This is a genomic window from Micromonospora sp. FIMYZ51 (assembly GCF_038246755.1).
Taxonomy (GTDB): Bacteria; Actinomycetota; Actinomycetes; order Mycobacteriales; family Micromonosporaceae; genus Micromonospora.
In genome coordinates this window covers 2,277,603-2,295,220 of sequence record NZ_CP134706.1, presented here as the reverse complement: position 1 = coordinate 2,295,220, position 17,618 = coordinate 2,277,603, and the positions used below count along the sequence as shown (strand labels likewise).

General features: G+C 71.0%; 15 protein-coding genes. 10 read left to right on the top strand and 5 right to left on the bottom strand.

The window, feature by feature from the left end; genetic code table 11:
- The first annotated feature begins 131 nt into the window (after nt 1-131).
- Nucleotides 132-980 (top strand): GDSL-type esterase/lipase family protein, encoded by an 849-nt coding sequence (locus QQG74_RS11160; RefSeq protein WP_341720225.1) that lies wholly within the window; start codon nt 132-134, stop codon nt 978-980.
- Between the two features lie 3 nt (nt 981-983).
- Here the strand turns inward: QQG74_RS11160 and QQG74_RS11155 are convergent, their stop codons facing one another.
- Nucleotides 984-1,781, bottom strand: a complete 798-nt coding sequence (locus QQG74_RS11155) for an EcsC family protein (RefSeq protein ID WP_341720224.1) — start codon at nt 1,779-1,781, stop codon at nt 984-986.
- Between the two features lie 192 nt (nt 1,782-1,973).
- Between QQG74_RS11155 and QQG74_RS11150 the strand changes: the two genes are divergently transcribed.
- From QQG74_RS11150 to QQG74_RS11135, 4 genes are all read left to right on the top strand, one after another.
- A complete protein-coding gene (locus tag QQG74_RS11150; RefSeq protein WP_341720223.1) occupies nt 1,974-2,888 on the top strand; it encodes a PAC2 family protein in 915 nt (304 codons plus the stop codon).
- A gap of 219 nt (nt 2,889-3,107) precedes the next feature.
- Complete coding sequence (locus tag QQG74_RS11145; RefSeq protein ID WP_341720222.1) at nt 3,108-3,905, top strand: exodeoxyribonuclease III; 798 nt, start codon at nt 3,108-3,110, stop codon at nt 3,903-3,905.
- Nucleotides 3,906-3,972: 67 nt separating this feature from the next.
- On the top strand, nt 3,973-4,284 hold the full coding sequence (locus QQG74_RS11140; RefSeq protein WP_341720221.1) for an antibiotic biosynthesis monooxygenase: 312 nt from the start codon (nt 3,973-3,975) through the stop codon (nt 4,282-4,284).
- A gap of 195 nt (nt 4,285-4,479) precedes the next feature.
- Nucleotides 4,480-5,751, top strand: coding sequence for a hypothetical protein (locus QQG74_RS11135; RefSeq protein WP_341720220.1), 1,272 nt, complete (start codon nt 4,480-4,482; stop codon nt 5,749-5,751).
- On the opposite strand, the gene QQG74_RS11130 is transcribed toward QQG74_RS11135, so the two are convergent.
- Nucleotides 5,697-6,335 carry a class F sortase gene (locus QQG74_RS11130; protein ID WP_341720219.1) on the bottom strand — a complete coding sequence of 213 codons (639 nt, stop codon included), beginning with the start codon at nt 6,333-6,335 and terminating at the stop codon, nt 5,697-5,699. The two genes, QQG74_RS11135 and QQG74_RS11130, sit on opposite strands and share 55 nt — an antisense overlap.
- A 328-nt stretch (nt 6,336-6,663) precedes the next feature.
- On the bottom strand, nt 6,664-7,299 hold the full coding sequence (locus QQG74_RS11125) for a hypothetical protein (protein ID WP_341720218.1): 636 nt from the start codon (nt 7,297-7,299) through the stop codon (nt 6,664-6,666).
- 220 nt (nt 7,300-7,519) lie between these two features.
- Between QQG74_RS11125 and trmB the strand changes: the two genes are divergently transcribed.
- The 4 genes from trmB to QQG74_RS11105 all read left to right on the top strand — a co-directional run bounded on the left by trmB (nt 7,520) and on the right by QQG74_RS11105 (nt 11,998).
- Entirely contained in the window at nt 7,520-8,143 is a 624-nt protein-coding gene (trmB, locus tag QQG74_RS11120; RefSeq protein ID WP_341721196.1) for a tRNA (guanosine(46)-N7)-methyltransferase TrmB, read from the top strand.
- A gap of 100 nt (nt 8,144-8,243) precedes the next feature.
- On the top strand, nt 8,244-10,748 hold the full coding sequence (locus tag QQG74_RS11115; protein ID WP_341720217.1) for a DUF3516 domain-containing protein: 2,505 nt from the start codon (nt 8,244-8,246) through the stop codon (nt 10,746-10,748).
- Between the two features lie 121 nt (nt 10,749-10,869).
- Nucleotides 10,870-11,514 carry a hypothetical protein gene (locus QQG74_RS11110; RefSeq protein WP_341720216.1) on the top strand — a complete coding sequence of 215 codons (645 nt, stop codon included), beginning with the start codon at nt 10,870-10,872 and terminating at the stop codon, nt 11,512-11,514.
- A gap of 124 nt (nt 11,515-11,638) precedes the next feature.
- Complete coding sequence (locus tag QQG74_RS11105; RefSeq protein ID WP_341720215.1) at nt 11,639-11,998, top strand: YciI family protein; 360 nt, start codon at nt 11,639-11,641, stop codon at nt 11,996-11,998.
- Between the two features lie 77 nt (nt 11,999-12,075).
- Here QQG74_RS11105 and QQG74_RS11100 read toward each other — a convergent pair whose 3' ends face one another.
- Complete coding sequence (locus QQG74_RS11100; RefSeq protein WP_341720214.1) at nt 12,076-12,450, bottom strand: cytidine deaminase; 375 nt, start codon at nt 12,448-12,450, stop codon at nt 12,076-12,078.
- Between the two features lie 237 nt (nt 12,451-12,687).
- Between QQG74_RS11100 and hrpA the strand changes: the two genes are divergently transcribed.
- Nucleotides 12,688-16,650, top strand: coding sequence for an ATP-dependent RNA helicase HrpA (gene hrpA, locus QQG74_RS11095; RefSeq protein ID WP_341720213.1), 3,963 nt, complete (start codon nt 12,688-12,690; stop codon nt 16,648-16,650).
- 3 nt (nt 16,651-16,653) lie between these two features.
- On the opposite strand, the gene QQG74_RS11090 is transcribed toward hrpA, so the two are convergent.
- Entirely contained in the window at nt 16,654-17,586 is a 933-nt protein-coding gene (locus QQG74_RS11090; RefSeq protein WP_341720212.1) for a LysR family transcriptional regulator, read from the bottom strand.
- Nucleotides 17,587-17,618 lie beyond the last annotated feature (32 nt).

The following is a 17,618-nucleotide window of genomic DNA, read 5'->3' as shown; positions in this document are numbered from 1 at the left end:
CGGTGCACTTACCACGCGGGTCGGCACAGCGGCAGGCATCTGCCACATCTCCGACAGCCACAGGTGACCACCGACCATGCCGCGCGTACAGTCACCATGCCATCGCTCTGCGCTGTGAGGCTGGGGAAGTCATGCCTGGACGTTGGACCACCGCTGCTGTCTGCCTACTCGCGCTGGTCGCGCTGGCCTGCGAGGGAGGCGGGGAGGCCGCGCCCAGACCGACCGGGAAACCCCCGGCCGGCACACCCAGGGTGGTCGCGGCGCTCGGCGACTCCATCACCACCGGATTCGGCTCCTGCCTGGTGCTGACCTCGTGTGCGCGCAACTCCTGGTCCACCGGGGACGGGCTGCGGGTGGACAGCCACTACCGCCGGCTGCTCGACCGCAATCCGGGGTTGCGCGGCAAGGCGTACAACCATGCCAAGCCGGGCGCCCGGGCCGCGGCGCTGGCCGGCCAGGCGGAGGCGGCGGTACGCGACCGCGCCGACTACGTGACCGTCCTGATCGGTGCCAACGACGCCTGCCGGGGCACGATCGACGAGATGACCCCGGTGGGCGACTTCCGGGCCGAGGTCGACCGGGGGCTTCGGGTGTTGCGCGAGGGCCGGCCGAAGGCCCGGGTCCTGGTGGTCAGCATCCCCGACCTGTACCGGCTCTGGGAAGTCGGCCACGACGACAAGCGCGCGGTACGCGCCTGGCGACGGGGCATCTGCCCGTCGCTGCTGGCCGACCCGACCTCGACCGCAGCCGCCGACCGGAAACGTCGGGCGGCGTTCCGGGACCGCGTCGACGCGTACAACGATCAACTCTCGGCGGCCTGCCGGGCGTACGGCTCCCGCTGCCGATACGACCGGGGCGCCGTGCACCGCGTCCGGTTCAACCTGGACCTGGTAAACCCGCTTGACTACTTCCACCCCAACACGTTGGGCCAGTCCCGCCTCGCAGAGGTGACCTGGCGCTCCTCCGGGTACGCCGACTGAGACTCACCCCTGCCGGGGCGGCGGCACCTGCGGGCCGGCCTGCCGATACATGGCCCGGGACCGGTCGGCGAGATTCTTGGTGGCCGAGGAGTTCGCCCAGGTGCCGAGGATGATCGCCGCGCCGGGGATGACCTTGGCAAAGGCGCGCTTCGCCGCGCGTACGCCGGCCATCTGCGCGAGCCGGACGCCGAGCCGCAGCATCGCCCGGCCCAGCGGGGCCGATTGGCCACCGCCGAACAACGCCCCGGCCCGCTCCCGCCCGGCCGCCACTCCCAGCGCCACCCGGGCCCCGGCGGCGACCTTGTGCACCTTCTGCAGGACCAGCAGATCGGCGGCCCGGTCCGGGTGGCTCGGATCCACCCCGTACGCGGCGGCGATGTGCAGCACCATGCGGGCCTGGGTCCAGGCGAGCACACCCACGTCGATCACCGCGCCGGGCAGCCCGGCGGCGCCGGAGACCGCACCGGAGAGCCGGGCCCGGTTGACGAAGCGGCGGACCGCCTGCTCCGCCAGGACCTCGGCGGTGGCGTCCGGTCGCTCGGCTCGGGCCTGCCGCAGCCACGCCGCCGCCTCCGGCCCGAGCCGGCGGACCGCCTCCAGGGCGAGATGCTCCGGCGCGTACTGCGGATCCTGGCGCATCCGGTCCCACAGGGTGGCCGGCGGCGCCTCGGGCGCGTCGGCCCCGTCGGCCGCGCCGACCGGCGCAGGCGAGGCGGGTGGGGTTGCGGCTGGCGAAGGCGAGGCGGACGGGGTTGCGGCTGGCGGCACAGGCTGGCCATCGGTGGCCGCGGGATCACTCATGGCCTCTCCCTTCGATCGCGCTCATCCATGTGTACCCGGGCGCGGCAACGGCGTACCGGGGTCGGCGCGAACCGGTGCCGGGCCGGGCGGGCCGGCGAAACAGGAATGCGCCAGGATGACGGGTACGTTCTGGCGAACGGGAACGCCGCTGACCTGGCGCCCCCGTTACCCGCATTGAGGGAGGCCGCACCGGTGCTCGACCCACACGAGCTCTACGAACTCACCGACGATCTGCCCGACCTCGGTCAACCGGTCCTGATCCAGGCGCTCACCGGATTCGTCGACGCCGGCAACGCCGGTCGGCTGGCCCGCGAACAGCTGTTCAACTCGTTGGAGTCCCGCCAGATCGCCCGCTTCGACCTGGACCAACTCTTCGACTACCGCTCCCGGCGCCCCGTGATGACCTTCGTGGAGGACCACTGGGAGAGCTACGACGCGCCGGAACTGGAGCTGCACCTGCTCCACGACGACGACGAGACGCCCTTCCTGCTGCTCACCGGACCAGAACCGGACTTGCAGTGGGAGCGGTTCACCGCCGCCGTCGCCGGCCTCACCGCCCGGTTGGACGTCCGCCTCACCGTCGGGCTCAACGCCATCCCGATGGCGGTGCCGCACACCCGCCCGACCGGGGTGACCGCGCACGCCACCCGGCCCGAGCTGATCGCCGGCTACGAGCCGTGGCTGCAACGGGTGCAGGTTCCCGGCAGCGTCGGCCACCTGCTGGAATTCCGCCTCGGCGAGGCCGGGCGGGACGCGCTGGGCTTCGCCGCACACGTGCCGCACTACGTGGCGCAGGCCGAGTACCCGGCCGCCGCCGAGGTGCTGCTGGCCTCGGTGTCGCGCAGCACCGGGCTGCTGCTGCCCCGCGACGGACTGAGCTCGGCCGCCGAGGTGGTCCGGGTCGAGATCGATCGCCAGGTGGCCCAGAGCGACGAGGCGTCCGCGCTGGTCCAGGCCCTTGAGGAGCAGTACGACGCGTACGCGCGCGGTCGCGGTGAGAAGAACCTGCTCGCCGCCGAGAACGGCCCGCTGCCCACGGCGGAGGAACTCGGCGCCGAGCTGGAACGCTTCCTCGCCGAACAAACCCGCCCCAACAACGACGGTTAGCGTGTAAGGAAGGGCCCCCTATTAACGTCTCGTGTATAGGAAGGGCCCCTTGTTAACACGCCGGCCCGGTGAGCCCTGCCGAACACGCCGGCTCGGTGAGCCCTGCCGAACACGCCGGCCCGGTGAGCCCTGCCGAACACGCCGGCCCGGTGGGTTCTGCGGAACACGCCGGCCAGCCCCCGGCGGGCGGGCCGGCCGGGAATGCGGCAGGCTGGCAGCATGCGCCTGGCCACCTGGAACGTTAACTCGGTCAAGGCCCGCCTGCCCCGGCTGCTCGACTGGCTGGCCGGGACCGGGCCGGACGTGGTCTGCCTACAGGAGACCAAGTGCCCGGACGGCGCCTTCCCGGTCGCCGAGGTGGGCGAGCTGGGCTACACCGTGGCCAGTCACAGCGACGGCCGGTGGAACGGGGTGGCCATCCTGTCGCGGGTCGGCCTGGCCGACGTGACCGTCGGGTTTTCCGGCGAACCCGGTTTCCCCGAGCCGGAGGCCCGCGCCATCGCGGCCACCTGCGACGGGCTCCGGGTCTGGTCGGTGTACGTGCCGAACGGCCGCACGCCCGACGACCCGCACTATGCGTACAAGTTGGCCTGGCTGGCGGCCCTGCGGGACGCGCTGGACACCGAGCTGACCGGCGCGTCGGCGCTGGCCGTCTGCGGCGACTTCAACGTGGCCCCGACTGACGACGACGTGTGGGATCCGGCGCTGTTCGCCACCTCCACCCACGTCACCCCCGCCGAACGGGCGGCCCTCGCCGCGCTCCGCGACCTGGGCCTCACCGACGTGGTTCCCACCCCGATGAAGGGTCCGCATCCCTTCACCTACTGGGACTACCGCGCCGGGATGTTCCACCAGAACAAGGGCATGCGGATCGACCTGGTGTACGCCTCGGCGCCGGTGGCCCGCGCGGTGCGCTCGGCGTACGTGGACCGGGAGGCCCGCAAGGGCAAGGGCCCCTCCGACCACGCCCCCATCGTGGTCGACGTCGACCTGCTCCCCTCCGTCGAATCCTTCTGACCGGCTAGCGGCCGGGGCGTCGGCGGACCAGAATCTGGTTCCCCTCGTCGCGCGTAGGGTGGGTGGCATGGCAGTTGTGAAGATCAACGCGATTGATGTGCCGGCCGGCGCGGGCGCCGAACTGGAGAAGCGGTTCGCGGCGCGGGCCGGTGCGGTGGAGAACTCGCCGGGATTCCTCGGTTTCGAGCTGCTGCGTCCGGTGGCCGGGGAGAGCCGATACTTCGTCTACACGCGCTGGGAGTCAGAAGAGGCATATCAGCAGTGGGCGGCGGGACCGGCCCGGGCCGCCCACGCCGCACCGCCCGGCGCCGAGCAACGGCCGCCGGTCGCCGCCGGTGCCACCCTGCTGGAGTTCGAAGTGGTGCAACAGGTCCCTTAGCCGATTTTCCGGTCGACCACCAATCAATCTCCCAGTTTCCACCCGATCCTGATTCGATCCTTACCGCAGGCAGCCGACTCTTCCCCCGAAAGGAGTAATTTCCCGCCTCGCCGCTTGCAGCAGTTCGGCCTGTTCGTTGGATGGTGAGTGAACCCACCACCGTCTGACCGATGGCCAATAGCAGCGGTTGTGCTGATGGCTTCCGCCGTGTTCGGCCCGTACCTCGCCCCTAATCTGGGGATACGCACCGAGCAGACCGTCGTGTACGCGGCAGTGGTGCTGATCCTGGTCTGTGGGGTGTGGAACCGCGTCCGGCTCAACAGCCACGGCGTACTGGCAGTCGGCCTTCAGTGCGTAATTCTGGTGGCGGCCGGGATCGGAACCCTGTTTCCCGTCGCCGGATCGGCTCACCAGTCCGGCAGCGCACTCGCCATGCTGGACAACCTGATCCTGCCGTTGTGTGTCATAGCCGTGACCGCCGCGCTCGGGCAAATAGGTGGGGACCGGACGCAAATGATCGCCGCACTGTGCCGGACTGTGGTATGGCTGATGATCGCTAATGCGTTCCTCACCATGGTATGCGTGAGCAGCGGCACGCCCGAATGGTTGTTCGCCTGGTGGTCCGGTGGCGGCGAGGCGGTAGCACACGGCGCCGAACAAATGGGCCGTTTCTCGGGCATCTTCAATCAACCGGCGGAGGCCGGCGTCCTGTATTCGGTGGCAATACTCGGCGCCATCTGGCTGTACCAACGCTCACCCGTCCGGCTGGCCCTGGTGTTGGTGGTGCTGTGCAGCGGTGGAATCATCACCGTCTCCAAGATTTTCCTTCTCGGCGGTATACCGGTGGCAGTGTGGCAGCTCCTCCGGCCCTCGATGGGATGGTGGCGACGGTCGCTGGCTGTCACGGTCGCCATGGCCGGCGCATGGATATTTTCCGGAGCTTTCCCGGCGTGGGCCGACCAAACCCCGCTCTTCAAACTGTTCCCGAGCAACAATGCCGATCCGCTCAAGCTCGTCACCGCAGGCCGCTTCGGCGAAGAGTCCATTCTTGCGCCAATGGCGGAGGTCGTGTGGCAATCGTCGCCGCTGGTGGGACTCGGCGTCACCGGACAGGTGGGGGCTGTCGACAATGGCTGGATGCAGGCACTTGTGGTCGCCGGGTCGGTGGGCGTGGTCGGCTACACCCTCCTGCTGGCCACGTTGGCTGCTGCCTGGTGGCGGATCCGGGACAACGGGCCGGACGCTCGCCTTGCTGGTGGATTGCTCATCATCGTCGCAGGTGGCTCGCTGGGCCTGCCCGTGTTGACCGCCAACCGGACGGCGACGATCCTGTGGATGTTGCTCGTCCTGTTGCTGCTCACGCCAACCTCGCAGCGCCCCAACCGGGACAGTCACGGCGGTGCGAGCTCGGATCAGGGCGCACGGACGGTGTCGAGGGCGGCGAAGACGATCACGTTGTCCTCGTAGCCGGTCCGGCCGCCGACGAACGTGCCGCCGCAGGTGATCAGGCGCAGGCCGGCCGGCCCGTCGTGGCCGTAGATGCGATCCGCCGGAAACTGGTCCTTGGGGAAACGCTCCACCGACTCCACGGCGAAGACCACCGTCGAGCCGTCGTCCCGGTTTACCTCGATCTTGTCGCCGGGCCGTAGTTTGCCCAGGTGGTAGAAGACCGACGGGCCGCTCTTGGTGTCCACGTGCCCGACGATCACCGCGGGGCCGGGCTCGCCGGGCACCGGTCCACGGTCGTACCAGCCGGTTTCCTGGTGCCGGCTCAACGGCGGTACGGCGATCGACCCGTCCGGTGCCTCGCCGACCGGACGTACCGGGGCGGCGACGTCGATCGCGGGCACGGAGAGGCTCACCGGCCGCACGGTGGTACGCGCGGCGGTGCTGGTGGTCGACGACTGCTCACCAACGGCTGCGGCCCAGTCCAGCGGTCCGCCGACGGTCCGGCCGAGCCCAGCGCCGGTGGCGAACACTCCGGCAATCACCAGTAGCACGGCGAGCGGGAAGGACCAGGGGCTGCGCTCCGACCGCCCCTTCCGACGCACCGGTGCGGTGGCACTGCCAACCCGGGCACGACGCGCGACGCGCGGGGTCGGGGTCGGGGCCGACTGATCAGGGGCCGGCTGATCAGGGGCCGGCTGATCGGCGTACGGCAGGAAAAGCTCCGGACGCGGCGGGCCGCCGATCGGACGGGCTCCCGGACGCGGCGGCTCGCCGGTCAGACGAGGTCCTGGACGCGGCGGCTCGCCGGCCGGACGGGGTCCCGGACGCGGTGGACGGCCGGCGGGGCGGGGCGTCAGGGCCGGGACGTCGGATCGCCCGGGGCGGGCGGAGCCGGCGGGGCGGGGCGTACCGGAGGCGGGCATGGCGGCCTCACCGGCGGGTGCCGCGACGACGGGCGGCGACGATCCACAGGACCATGCCGCTGACGGTCAACGCCAGCCCACCGGGGAGCAGCAACCCGGCACTGAGACCGTCGGCCGCGCCACCGAACCCGGTCGCCGGCCCCGGGGTGGGCTTCACCTTGCGTACCACCTGGATCATGGTCGACGCGGACTCGCCGCCGCGGCATTCCAGCTTGACCCGGTAGTTGCCGGGCCGTACCCGGTCCCGCACCATGGCCGTGCCGTACAGCAGTCCGCGCTGCGGATGTACGGCGACCTCACCGAAGGCGTCGGAGACCACGGTGTCGCCGACCGAGTTGTCGTGGCAGCTCGCGCGGATGCCGACCATGTTGCCCGGTTCCACCATGGTCGGCGTCACCTCGACGAAGACCGTCGGACCGGGCATCCCGGGCTGGCCCCCCGGCTGCCCGGCGGGGTCGGGCTGGCTGCCGGTGGCCGGCTGCCCGGCGCGGACGATGCCCGCGCCGACCTGGTTCGTCGCCCACGCCGGTGTCGCGGGCGCGATCAGGGCCACGGCGAGCAGGGAAACTGCGGCGGGCAGGGCCAGCAGGGCGGTCGGCAGCGCGGTGACCGATCGGACTGCACGGGTACGAGTCGCTGCCACGATGCCCCCTCTCGGCGCGCTGGAGCAGTCGCCGGGCACCGCCGGACCACCCGGTCTGCCGTACGGGATGATGTTCTCACCCCCGGTCGTACATCACATCCGATCCGCCGCGATCCTCGCGTAGGCTCGGTTCGCTGTGACCACGACCGAACCGTTCCCCGCCGCCGCCGCGCCACACCCGGCGCGGACGATCCGTACCTTCCACCCACGTCGCGGCCGGATGAGCGGCCGGCAGGCGGCGGCGTTGGCACAGCTGTGGCCGACGTACGGCCTGCGGGTCGACGATGCCGCTCCGTTCGATCCCGTCGGTCTCTTCGGCCGCCAGGCGCCCCTGGTGCTCGAGATCGGATCCGGCATGGGCGACACGACCGTCGAAATGGCCGCCGCCGACCCGGATCGAGACTATCTGGCGGTCGAGGTGCACACCCCGGGAATCGCGAACCTGCTGGACCTCGTGCACCGGCGGGGCCTGGGCAACGTCCGCATCGCCGAAGGCGACGCGTTGGACCTGGTGGGGCTGCTGCCGCCCGACTCGCTGGACGCGGTACACGTCTTCTTCCCGGACCCGTGGCCGAAGTCCCGGCATCACAAGCGCCGACTGATCCAGCCGGCGCACGTCGCCCTGCTGCGCTCCCGGCTCGCGGTCGGCGGCACCCTGCACTGCGCCACCGACTGGGCGGAGTACGCCGAGTCGATGCGGGCGACCCTCGACGGCGACCCGGGCCTGGTCAACCTGCACGATGGCTACGCGCCCCGGCCCGCGCAGCGCCCGGTGACCCGGTTCGAGCGACGTGCCCTGGCCGCCGGCCGGCCGGTCGCCGACCTGCGCTACGCAAAGGTGTAAGGAAGGGCCCCCTTCTAACGCCTCAGGTAGAGGAAGGGCCCCTTTTTAACACCAAGCCGGTTGGCGTCCGAGGGTGTGCTCCAGGCACCATGGACCGGCCATGACACTCACCGCCGCGCTGCCGAAGACCGCCGACCCCGACACCCTCTACGACGCGTTCGCCAGTTGGGCGTCCGAGCGCGGGCTGGACCTCTACCCCCACCAGGAGGAGGCGGTCATCGAGATCGTCTCCGGCGCGAACGTGATCATGAATACGCCGACCGGCTCCGGCAAGAGCCTGGTCGCGATCGCCGCGCACTTCGCCGCCCTTGCCGACGACCGGACCACCTTCTACACCGCGCCGATCAAGGCGCTGGTGTCGGAGAAGTTCTTCGCGCTCTGCGAGGTTTTCGGTGCCGAGAACGTCGGCATGCTCACCGGGGACGCGAGTGTCAACGCCGACGCCCCGATCATCTGCTGCACGGCGGAGATCCTGGCGAACCTGGCGCTGCGCGAGGGCAGCCGGGCCGATGTCGGCCAGGTGGTCATGGACGAGTTCCACTTCTACGCCGAGCCCGACCGGGGTTGGGCCTGGCAGGTGCCGCTGATCGAGCTGCCCCAGGCCCAGTTCATCCTGATGTCCGCCACGCTGGGCGACACCACCCGGTTCGTCGACGACCTGACCCGGCGTACCGGCCGGTCGACCGCCGTCGTCCGCTCGGCCGAGCGGCCGGTCCCGCTGCTCTTCTCGTACGCGATGACGCCGCTGCACGAGACCCTTGAGGAACTGCTGGAGACCAAGCAGGCCCCGGTCTACGTCGTGCACTTCACCCAGGCCGCCGCCCTGGAACGGGCCCAGGCGCTGATGAGCGTCAACGTCTGCACCCGGGCCGAGAAGGACATGATCGCCGCCGCGATCGGCGGGTTCCGGTTCACCTCGGGCTTCGGCAAGACGCTGTCCCGGCTGGTCCGACACGGCATCGGCGTGCACCACGCCGGCATGCTGCCCAAGTACCGCCGGCTGGTGGAGACCCTGGCCCAGGCCGGGCTACTCAAGGTCATCTGCGGTACGGACACCCTCGGCGTCGGCATCAACGTGCCGATCCGTACGGTGCTCTTCACCGGCCTGTCCAAGTACGACGGGGTGCGTACCCGACTGCTCAAGGCCCGCGAGTTCCACCAGATCGCCGGCCGGGCCGGGCGGGCCGGCTTCGACACCCTGGGCCGGGTCGTGGTGCAGGCCCCCGAGCACGTGATCGAGAACGAAAAGGCGCTCGCCAAGGCCGGCGACGACCCGAAGAAGCGGCGCAAGGTGGTACGCAAGAAGCCGCCCGAGGGCTCGATCGGCTGGGGCGAGCCGACCTTCCAGCGGTTGGTGGCGGCCGAACCGGAGCCGCTGACCTCAAGCTTCCAGGTCAGCCACTCGATGCTGCTCAACGTCATCGGCCGCCCCGGCGACGCGTTCGCCGCCATGCGGCACCTGCTCACCGACAACCACGAGGACGCCGCCGCCCAGCGTCGGCACATCCGGCGGGCCATCGCCATCTACCGGGCGCTGAAGGCCGGTGGCGTGGTGGAGGAGCTGCCGGAGCCGGACGAGACCGGCCGGCGGGTGCGGCTCACCGTCGACCTCCAACTCGACTTCGCGCTCAACCAGCCGCTCTCGCCCCTGGCGCTGGCCACCATCGAGCTGCTGGACGCCGAGTCACCGTCGTACGCCCTGGACGTGCTGAGCGTGATCGAGTCGATCCTCGACGACCCGCGCCAGGTGCTCTCCGCGCAGCAGTTCAAGGCGCGCGGCGAGGCGGTCGCCGCGATGAAGGCCGAAGGCATCGAGTACGAGGCCCGCCTCGAACTGCTCGACGAGGTGACCTGGCCCAAGCCCCTGGCCGAGCTGCTGGGCAACGCGTACGAGATGTACCGGCAGGGCCATCCGTGGGTGGCCGACCACCAGCTCTCCCCCAAGTCCGTGGTCCGCGACATGTACGAGCGGGCGATGACCTTCACCGAGTACGTGCAGTTCTACGGGCTGTCCCGCTCGGAGGGTCTGGTTCTGCGGTACCTGGCCGACGCGTACAAGACGCTGCGGCAGACCGTGCCCGAGGAGGCCAAGACCGAGGAACTGGTCGACCTGATCGAGTGGCTCGGCGAGTTGGTGCGCCAGGTCGACTCCAGCCTGATCGACGAGTGGGAGCGGCTGCGCAACCCGGGCGACCTGCCGGACGTCGCCGCCGCCCTGGACGACCGACCGGCCGCGGTGACCCGCAACGCCCGGGCGTTCCGGGTCCTCGTCCGCAACGCCCTGTTCCGTCGGGTGGAGCTGGCCGCGCTGCGGCACTGGGACGCCCTCGGCGAGTTGGACGCCGACGCCGGTTGGAACGCCGACGCGTGGGCCGACGCGCTTCAGCCGTACTTCGAGGCGTACGACGAGATCGGGACCGGGCCGAACGCCCGGGGTCCGGCGCTGCTGATGATCGAGCAGGGCCGGGAGCGGTGGACGGTACGGCAGATTCTCGACGACCCGGAGGGCGACCACGACTGGGGCATCAGCGCCGAGGTCGACCTGGCCGCCTCGGACGAGGCGGGCGCCGCAGTCGTCCGGATCACCGACGTCGGCCAGCTGTAGAAAATCCTTTCTTCAGGGGCCATCCGGAGTGTCCGGGTGGCCCCTTATCTTCCCTGGGCGATGTCAGGCCCGTCGATTAGAATGTATGTACTAATCGGGTTACTGACCTGGGAGGATGCTCGTGACAGCGCCCACCTCCACCCCCCTGACGCCGTACGCGACGCTGCTCGGCTTCACCCGCTACGTCGACCGCACCGGCCCCACCAAGGCCAACTTCGTGGGCGGCCTACGCCGGCAACGCGCCAGTCGATCCGGGTTCAATCCGCACGGCCAGTTCGTCAAGGCCCTCAAGGCCGACGTCGCCTTCCACACCGGTGGCACCCATGTGTCCCAGGTCGTCGATCTGGTCAAGCCCCGCTGGCGCCCGCTCTACCAGGCCCTGGTGCCGGGCGCGACGGCCTGGCTGCACTCACTCGGCACGCCGGCCGACGTCGACCTGGCGCAGACCCGCGACGCCCTGGCCATGCTCGGCGACCTCCCCGTAAAGATCAATCCGCACTTCGGTGTCCGCTACGCCGACGGCCGCGCCGAGGCGGTGCGCCTGCACTTCGACGAGGCGCCGCCGAGCGAGGAGGCGGTCCTCGCGACCCTGCACCTGATGGCCCGGCACATGGACGCCGTCCTGCCGCACGCCGAGCCGGTCCTGGTCGACGTCCGGCGCGGGACCACCCACCGGATGCCCGCCGACGTCAAGCCCGAGCAGGTCGAACAGTGGCTGGCCGGCGAGGCCGCCGCGTTCCGCGCGATCTGGTCCACCGCCGCCTGATCCGCATTCAGGGGCTATCCGATCAGGGCTGCGCTGTCATGGCCCCACTCGTCCAGGGTGGGGCCGTGACGCACTATCGGGGAAATCGCGAGGATCACGTGTCGCCCCTGCCTAGGGTGTGGACATGCGCTTCGACCAGCACACCGTGGTGCTCCTGGTTCGGCCGCAGGACGCGCCCGAGTTGCCGCAGGAGGCGGCTGACCTGCTGGAGAACGCGCACCTTGCGCATCAGGCCGGGCTGGTGGAGCAGGGGGCGGTGCTCGCGGCCGGGCCCTTCCTCGACCACGACGACCAGCAGTTCCGGGGCGCCGTCGTGCTCTCGGTCGACCCTGACATGGCGCGCGAGCTGTACCGCAACGATCCGGCGGTACGCGCGGGCCAGCTGATCGCGCAGGTGTTCTCCTGGATGGTGCCCGAGGGCAACGTCCGCTTCGAGAACGTACCGGTCCCGCGCTCGATGCTGGAGGCCGCCACCGGCGATTGAGCCCCCGGCCGGCGACTCACGCCGGGGAGACCGACCGGCACGGATCAGCCAGCGGCGGAGAGGCCGACCGGCACGGATCAGCCGGCGGCGGAGAGGTCGGTGATCGGCCGTACCTGCGGATCATCGGCCGGCCCGACGATCACCCGCAGCGTCGGGAAGCGCTCGGCCAGCAGCCGGCGACATGATTCGCAGGGAGCGACGACGTCGCGCCCGCGATCTCCGACCGTCACGATGGTTTCCAGCTGCTCCAGGCCCTGGGTAGCGGCGGTGCCGAGCACCACCACCTCGGCGCAGGCGCCACCGCTTCCGTGCACCACGTTCACCCCGGAGACGACCCGACCTTCGGCGGTGCGTGCCGCGCTGGCGAGGGTGTGGGCGGCGCTGCGGCAGCGCAGCTTGGCCACCGCGCTGGCGGCCTGCACCAGCGCCCGGTCGGTGTCCCGCATGGTCATCGGCGTCCCCGTGCTCGTTCCCGGTCGGTGAGCAACGATAGACCGCCGCTCACCGCACCGGTGCACCACGCACCCCCTAATGCACTGCCTCAACCCACGCACAGGTTTCCGGCCGGAACCGTTGCGCATGGTGAAGCAGAGCAAAGGGGCGACGGGGATATCCGGGCGGTCGACAGGGATCGGCCCGGGGTAACCCGGAGGCGGCTCGACGGCGGGCTGCCTATCCTTGGCGACGACATGCAGAATCCACCCGCCTCCGCCACGCCCGACACCGTCCGCGACCTGCACCGCCGCCTGCCGAGCCTGATGTTCCGGGACCAGCGCCAGCTGCGTCGGCGGCTCGACGGGGTGCGCCGGCTACGCGATCCGCAGCGGCGCGAGTCGGCGTTGACCGAGATCGCCGCCGCAGTGGCCGCGGCAGAGGCCCGGCTGGAACGACGCCGCAGCGCGGTGCCGACCATCACCTACCCGGCCGTGCTGCCGGTAAGCGAACGCAAGGACGACATCGCCGCCGCGATCCGCGACCACCAGGTGGTGATCGTGGCCGGCGAGACCGGTTCGGGCAAGACCACCCAGTTGCCGAAGATCTGCCTGGAGCTGGGGCGCGGGATCAGCGGCCTGATCGGCCACACCCAGCCCCGCCGGCTGGCCGCCCGTACGGTCGCCGACCGGATCGCCGAGGAACTGGGCACCGAGTTGGGCGACGTGGTCGGTTACAAGGTGCGCTTCACCGACCAGGTCGGCGAGCAGAGCCTGGTCAAGCTAATGACCGACGGCATCCTGCTGGCCGAGTTGCAGACCGACCGGATGCTGCGCCAGTACGACACGTTGATCATCGATGAGGCGCACGAGCGCAGCCTGAACATCGACTTCATCCTCGGTTACCTCAAGCAGTTGCTGCCCCGTCGGCCCGAGCTCAAGGTGATCATCACCTCGGCGACCATCGAGACCGACCGGTTCGCCAGGCACTTCGCCGACGCCGACGGTGAGCCCGCGCCGGTGGTCGAGGTTTCCGGGCGCACCTATCCGGTCGAGGTCCGCTACCGACCGCTGGTCGAGGTCGTCGAGGACGAGCAGGAGGCGGACGAGGAGAACGTCCGCGACCAGATCCAGGCCATCGGCGACGCGGTCGAGGAACTGGCCGCCGAGGGTCCCGGCGACATCCTGGTCTTCCTCAGCGGCGAGCGGGAGATCCGGGACACCGCCGAGGCGCTCGGCAAGCTGGTGCAGCAGAAGCGGGCGCTGCTGGGCACCGAGATCCTGCCGCTGTACGCCCGGCTCAGCGTCGCCGAGCAGCACCGGGTCTTCGCTCCGCACTCCGGCCGCCGGGTGGTGCTCGCCACAAACGTCGCGGAGACCTCGCTGACCGTGCCCGGCATCAAGTACGTGGTGGACCCCGGTACGGCCCGGATCTCCCGGTACTCGCAGCGGCTCAAGGTGCAGCGGCTGCCCATCGAGCCGGTCTCGCAGGCCAGCGCCAACCAGCGCAAGGGCCGCTGTGGGCGTACCTCGGACGGCATCTGCATCCGGCTCTACGACGAGCAGGACTTCGCCGCCCGCCCCGAGTTCACCGACCCGGAGATCCTGCGTACCAATCTGGCCTCGGTCATCCTCCAGATGACCGCGATCGGCCTCGGCGACATCGCCGCCTTCCCGTTCATCGACCCGCCGGACCGCCGCAACATCACCGACGGCGTCAACCTGCTGCACGAGCTGGGCGCGCTCGACCTGACCGAGAGCGATCCGGCGCGCCGGCTCACCCCGCTGGGCCGGCGGTTGGCCCAGCTTCCGGTCGACCCACGGCTGGCCCGGATGGTTCTCGAAGGCGAGCGCAACGGCTGCCCGACCGAGGTGCTGGTGATCGCCGCCGCGCTGTCGATCCAGGATCCCCGGGAGCGGCCGGCGGAGAAGCAGGCCCAGGCCGACCAGGCGCACGCCCGCTTCGCCGACTCCGAGTCGGACTTCGTCGCGTACCTCAACCTCTGGCGTTACCTGCGCGAGCAGCAGCGGGCCCTGTCCTCCAGCGCGTTCCGCCGGATGTGCAAGGCCGAGTACCTCAACTACCTGCGGGTACGCGAGTGGCAGGACATCGTCAGCCAGCTGCGCCAGGTGCTGCGTACGCCGACCGCCGACCTGCCGGAGGAGATCGACACTCCGCTGGTGCACCAGTCGCTGCTGCCCGGCCTGCTGTCCCATGTCGGTCTCAAGGACGCGCAGAAACACGAGTACCTGGGTGCCCGGGGGGCGAAGTTCGCGATCTTCCCCGGCTCGGCGTTGTTCAAGAAGCCGCCGCGCTGGGTGATGGCCGCCGAGCTGGTGGAGACCTCCCGGCTCTGGGGTCGGGTGAACGGGCGGATCGAGCCGGAGTGGGTCGAACCGCTGGCCCAGCACCTGGTCAAACGCAGCTACAGCGAGCCGCACTGGGAGAAGAAGCAGGCGGCGGTGATGGCCTACGAGAAGGTCACCCTCTTCGGCGTACCGCTTGTCACCTCGCGCAAGGTGAACTTCGGCCGGATCGACCCGACGCTGAGCCGCGAACTGTTCATCCGGCACGCGCTGGTCGAGGGCGACTGGTCCACCCACCACCAGTTCTGGCGGGACAACCAGCGGCTGCGCGACGAGGTGGCGGAGCTGGAGCACCGGGCCCGGCGGCGGGACATCCTGGTCGACGACGAGACGATCTACCAGTTCTACGACGAGCGGATTCCCGCCGAGGTGGTCTCCGGGCGGCACTTCGACAGCTGGTGGAAGAAGACCCGGCGGGAGCGGCCCGAGCTGCTCACCTTCACCCGGGAGCTGCTGGTCAACGCCGGGCGCGGCGGGGTGGACGAGACCGCCTACCCGGACCAGTGGCGGGCCGACGGGGTCGCGCTGCCGTTGACGTACACGTTCGAGCCGGGCACCCCGGCCGACGGGGTGACCGTGGACATCCCGTTGCCGCTGCTCAACCAGGTGCCGGCGGAGAGCTTCGACTGGCAGGTACCGGGGCTGCGCGAGGAACTGGTGATCGCGTTGATCCGCTCGCTGCCGAAGCCGGTGCGGCGCAACTTCGTGCCGGTGCCCGACTACGCCCGCGCCGCGCTGGCCGCGATCACGCCCGGCGAGGAGCCGCTGCTGGACGCCCTGACCCGGCAGCTGCGCCGGATGACCGGGGTGACCGTGCCCCGGGAGGCCTGGGAGCCGAGCAAGCTGCCGCCGCACCTGCGGGTCACCTTCCGGGTGCTCGGCGAGGACGACAAGCCGGTCGCCGAGGGCAAGGACCTGCCGGCCCTGCAACGCCAACTGAAGGCCGAGGTACGCCAGGTGGTGGCCGCCGCCGCGCCGGACGTGGCGCGCACCGGCCTGACCACCTGGGAGTTCGGCACCGTGCCGCGCACCATCGAGCAGGTGCGCGCCGGGTACGCGGTGACCGCGTACCCGGCGCTTGTGGACGAGGGCGCCACGGTCGGGGTGAAGGTGTTCGACTCGGCTGCCGAGCAGGAGGCCGCGCACTGGGCCGGCACCCGGCGGCTGCTGCGGCTGAACGTGCCGGCACCGGCGAAGTTCCTCCAGGGGCGACTGAGCAACGAGGCGAAACTGGCGCTGTCGCGCAACCCGCACGGCGGGGTGCAGGCGCTGATCGAGGACGCCACCGGTGCGGCGATCGACAAGTTGATCGCCGACGCGGGCGGCCCGGCCTGGGACGCCGACGGTTTCGCCGCGCTGCGGGACAAGGTCCGCGCCGGGCTGGTGGACACCGTGCTGGCGGTGATGGAGCGGGTCCGGGCGGTGCTCGCCGCCGCGTACGCGGTGCAGCAGCGGCTCGGCGCGACGCGGAACCTGGCCGTGGTGGCCGCCCTGGCCGACATCCGCAAGCAGCTCACCGGCCTGGTGCATGCCGGGTTCATCACCGAGGCCGGGTACGCCCGCCTGCCCGACCTGCTGCGCTACCTGACCGCAATCGAGCGGCGGCTGGACCGGCTGCCCGGCAACCCGGCCCGGGACAAGTCTCAGCAGGACCGCGTCGCGGTGGTCCAGCGGGAGTACGACGAGATGCTCGCCGCGCTGCCGCCGGCCCGCCGCAACTCTGCCCCCGTACGGCAGATCCGCTGGATGATCGAGGAGTTGCGGGTGAACGTCTTCGCCCAGGCGCTGGGCACTCCGTATCCGGTCTCCGAGCAGCGCATCTACCGGGCCATGGACGACGCGGAGGGGCGCTGAGCCTCAGGCCAGGGGTTCCACGCCGGGCGGAAGTTCGGCGGTGGCGGTGGCGGTGTGCACGTACTCGAGGAGGATGCGGCGTAGTTCGCGGCCGGCGTGGGTGGGCACCACGTCGCGGCGGCGGGCCACCGCGATGGTCCGGCGTACGCCGGGCGGAGCGAGCCGGGTGACCCGGATGCCGGGCCGCCGGGCCACCACGATGCCGGGGACCAGGGCGACGCCCAGCCCGGCCTCGACGAAGCTGAGCACGGCGTCCATCTCGCCGCCGTCGACCGAGAGGGTGGGCTCGAAGCCCGCTTCCCGGCACGCCTGGAGCGTGGCGTCGCGCAGGTCGTAGCCCTCGCGGAACATCACCAGGGGCTGGTCGCGCAGGTCGGTGATGCGCAGCTCGCCGCCGCAGGAGGCGGTCGGCAGCGGGTCGACCGAGGCGACCACCAGGCTCTCGGTCAGGATCGGGTCGGCGCGCAGCCCCGGGTCGGCGCCCTGGGCAGGCATGATGATCAGCGCCAGGTCCAGGTCGCCCCGGAGCAGGTCGCGGACCAGGTCCTGGGAGCCGCCCTCCTCCACCCGCAGGTCGACGGTGGGGTGGGCGTCGCGGAATCGGCGCAGCACCGGCGGTGCGAGAGAGGTGGCCAGGCTCGGGGTGGCACCGAGGCGGACCCGGCCGCGCCGCAGGCCGACAAGTTCCTGTACCTCGCGGGTCGCGGTCTCCACGTCGGCGAGGATCCGCTTGGCCAGCGGCAGCAACACCTCCCCGGCGGCGGTGAGGGTGATGTTGCCCCTTACCCGCTCGAAGAGGGGGGCACCAAGGGTGTCCTCCAGCGCGTGAATTTGCTTACTCAACGATGGCTGGGTTATGCCGACGATGTCGGCCGCCTGGGTGAAATGTCGCACTTCAGCCACTGCGACGAAGTACTTCAGCTGATGGAGCTGCATCTACATAGCTTATGGCTATCAAGACTGCGGTG

Excerpts from the sequence above, each read along its gene's own strand:
- QQG74_RS11160 (WP_341720225.1), top strand. The coding sequence starts at position 132 with ATGCCTGGACGTTGGACCACCGCTGCTGTCTGCCTACTCGCGCTGGTC.
- QQG74_RS11155 (WP_341720224.1), bottom strand. The coding sequence starts at position 1,781 with ATGAGTGATCCCGCGGCCACCGATGGCCAGCCTGTGCCGCCAGCCGCA.
- QQG74_RS11145 (WP_341720222.1), top strand. The coding sequence starts at position 3,108 with ATGCGCCTGGCCACCTGGAACGTTAACTCGGTCAAGGCCCGCCTGCCC.
- QQG74_RS11140 (WP_341720221.1), top strand. The coding sequence starts at position 3,973 with ATGGCAGTTGTGAAGATCAACGCGATTGATGTGCCGGCCGGCGCGGGC.
- QQG74_RS11135 (WP_341720220.1), top strand. The coding sequence starts at position 4,480 with ATGGCTTCCGCCGTGTTCGGCCCGTACCTCGCCCCTAATCTGGGGATA.
- trmB (WP_341721196.1), top strand. The coding sequence starts at position 7,520 with ATGAGCGGCCGGCAGGCGGCGGCGTTGGCACAGCTGTGGCCGACGTAC.
- QQG74_RS11115 (WP_341720217.1), top strand. The coding sequence starts at position 8,244 with ATGACACTCACCGCCGCGCTGCCGAAGACCGCCGACCCCGACACCCTC.
- QQG74_RS11105 (WP_341720215.1), top strand. The coding sequence starts at position 11,639 with ATGCGCTTCGACCAGCACACCGTGGTGCTCCTGGTTCGGCCGCAGGAC.
- QQG74_RS11100 (WP_341720214.1), bottom strand. The coding sequence starts at position 12,450 with ATGACCATGCGGGACACCGACCGGGCGCTGGTGCAGGCCGCCAGCGCG.
- hrpA (WP_341720213.1), top strand. The coding sequence starts at position 12,688 with ATGCAGAATCCACCCGCCTCCGCCACGCCCGACACCGTCCGCGACCTG.
- QQG74_RS11090 (WP_341720212.1), bottom strand. The coding sequence starts at position 17,586 with ATGCAGCTCCATCAGCTGAAGTACTTCGTCGCAGTGGCTGAAGTGCGA.